General features: G+C 70.5%; 1 protein-coding gene. It reads right to left on the bottom strand.

Annotated features, from left to right (window positions below; translation table 11 throughout):
* The coding region (locus H5J26_RS30370) for an Rne/Rng family ribonuclease (protein WP_181769166.1) at positions 1 to 2,298 on the bottom strand (2,298 nt) is incomplete at both ends.

Below are 2,298 nucleotides of genomic sequence, written 5' to 3'. Positions count from 1 at the left end.
CTGCACGGGCTCGTCCGCCTTCGACGGGACGACGGTGATCACACCCTCGTCCGCCGCGGACGGCGAACCCGCCGGAGCCGACGCCTTGCGGCTGGCCCGGCGCCTCGTACGGGCGGCCGGAGCCGCTTCCGCGACATTCCCGATGTAACCGGTGCCCTGCGCGCCGCCCGCGTCGCTCACATCACCGGTGGCGTCCGCGCCACCAGCCTCGGAGCCGTTCCGCGAGCGGCCTCGGCCGTTTCCCGGGCCGGAGGCCCCCTTCGGGGTGCCCGCGTCCTCAGGGCCGGCCTGTTCCGATTTCTGCGTCGCTCTGGCCGCCGTACTCGGCTCCGGCTCTGCCGGCTCCTGCTCGGCGGTCTCCACTCCCGCAGCTTCCTGCGGCGCACCTTGCGGAGCGCTCGCCTTGCGGCTGCCGCGCCGTCGCGTGCGGCCACCGCGCCCGGAGGCCGACGCCTCGGCCTCGGCCACGGACCCGAAGAGCTCGTCGTCCGGCGTGTACTCCTTCACGGGCGCGGCCTTCTGCTCCTGCACGGCGGTGCCGCCCGAAGACGCCTCCGAGGCCCGCTCCTGCGCCGGCTCGGAGAGCGGAACGGGATGCGGCTGCTGCGCAGCGACGCCGCCCTTGCCCTTCTTCCGGCCCTTCTTGCCGCCGGCCGCAGCGGGCTGCTCCATGTGCACGAGCACGCCGCGACCGTTGCAGTGCACGCAGGACTCGGAGAAGGACTCCAACAGGCCCTGTCCGACCCGCTTCCGCGTCATCTGCACCAGGCCCAGCGAGGTCACCTCGGCCACCTGATGCTTCGTACGGTCGCGGCCCAGGCACTCCAGCAGGCGACGCAGCACCAGGTCCCGGTTGGACTCAAGCACCATGTCGATGAAGTCGATCACGATGATGCCGCCGAGGTCGCGCAGCCGCAGCTGGCGCACGATCTCCTCGGCCGCCTCCAGGTTGTTCCTGGTGACCGTCTCCTCCAGGTTGCCGCCCTGCCCGGTGAACTTGCCGGTGTTGACGTCGACGACGATCATCGCCTCCGTACGGTCGATCACCAGCGAACCACCGCTCGGCAGCCACACCTTGCGGTCCAGCGCCTTCATCAGCTGCTCGTCGATGCGGTACGTGGCGAAGACGTCCGTGTCCGACGTCCACTTCTGGAGCCGCTCGGCGAGGTCGGGAGCCACGTGCGAGACGTAGCCGTGGATGGTCTCCCAGGCCTCGTCGCCGCTGACGATGACCTTGGAGAAGTCCTCGTTGAAGATGTCGCGCACGACGCGGACGGTCATGTCCGGCTCGCCGTACAGCAGTGTCGGGGCGTTGCCCTTCTGCGCCTTGCGCTGGATGTCCTCCCACTGCGCCTGCAACCGCTCGACGTCACGCCGCAGTTCGTCCTCGCTGGCACCCTCGGCGGCGGTGCGGACGATGACGCCCGCGTCCTCCGGGACGACCTTCTTGAGGATCTGCTTCAGGCGGGAGCGCTCGGTGTCGGGGAGCTTCCGGCTGATGCCGGTCATCGACCCCTCGGGGACGTAGACCAGGTAGCGGCCGGGAAGGGAGACCTGGCTGGTCAGCCGGGCACCCTTGTGACCCATCGGGTCCTTGGTGACCTGGACCAGAACCGACTGCCCGGACTTGAGCGCCGTCTCGATGCGACGGGGGCCGTTGGCCATGCCCAGCGACTCGAAGTTGACCTCGCCCGCGTACAGAACAGCGTTGCGGCCCTTGCCGATGTCGACGAACGCGGCCTCCATGGAGGGCAGTACGTTCTGCACCTTGCCGAGGTAGACGTTGCCGACGTACGACGTCGACTGCTCCTTGTTGACGAAGTGCTCGACCAGCACGTCGTCCTCGAGCACGCCGATCTGCGTGCGCTCGCCGCTCTGCCGGACGATCATCTCCCGCTTCACCGCTTCGCGGCGGGCCAGGAACTCGGCCTCGGTGATGATCGGCACCCGGCGGCGACCCTGCTCGCGGCCCTCGCGGCGGCGCTGCTTCTTCGCCTCGAGACGCGTCGATCCCTTGATCGACTGCACCTCGTCGACGGGCTCTTCCTTCTTCCGGCGGGGCTCACGGATCTTGACGACCGTGCGCTCCGGGTCGTCGTCCTCCGCGTCCCGGCCTCCGCCTCCGGAATCACCGGAGTCGCTGCCGCGGCGGCGGCGACGGCGACGACGGCGGGAGCTGCTGGAGGAACTCGAGCCGCCGGAACCTCCGCCGCGCTCACCGTCCTCCGACTCCTCGCCCGCCTCGGCGCGCTCGTCCTCGTCGGCCTCGTCGTCCGCGTCGGAGGAGCGGGCCCCCCT

It is taken from the genome of Streptomyces albidus (ex Kaewkla and Franco 2022), assembly GCF_013870515.1.
Classification (GTDB): domain Bacteria; phylum Actinomycetota; class Actinomycetes; order Streptomycetales; family Streptomycetaceae; genus Streptomyces; species Streptomyces albidus.
Note: the sequence above shows the minus strand (reverse complement) of the source record. Positions and strands in the feature narration are given on the sequence as shown.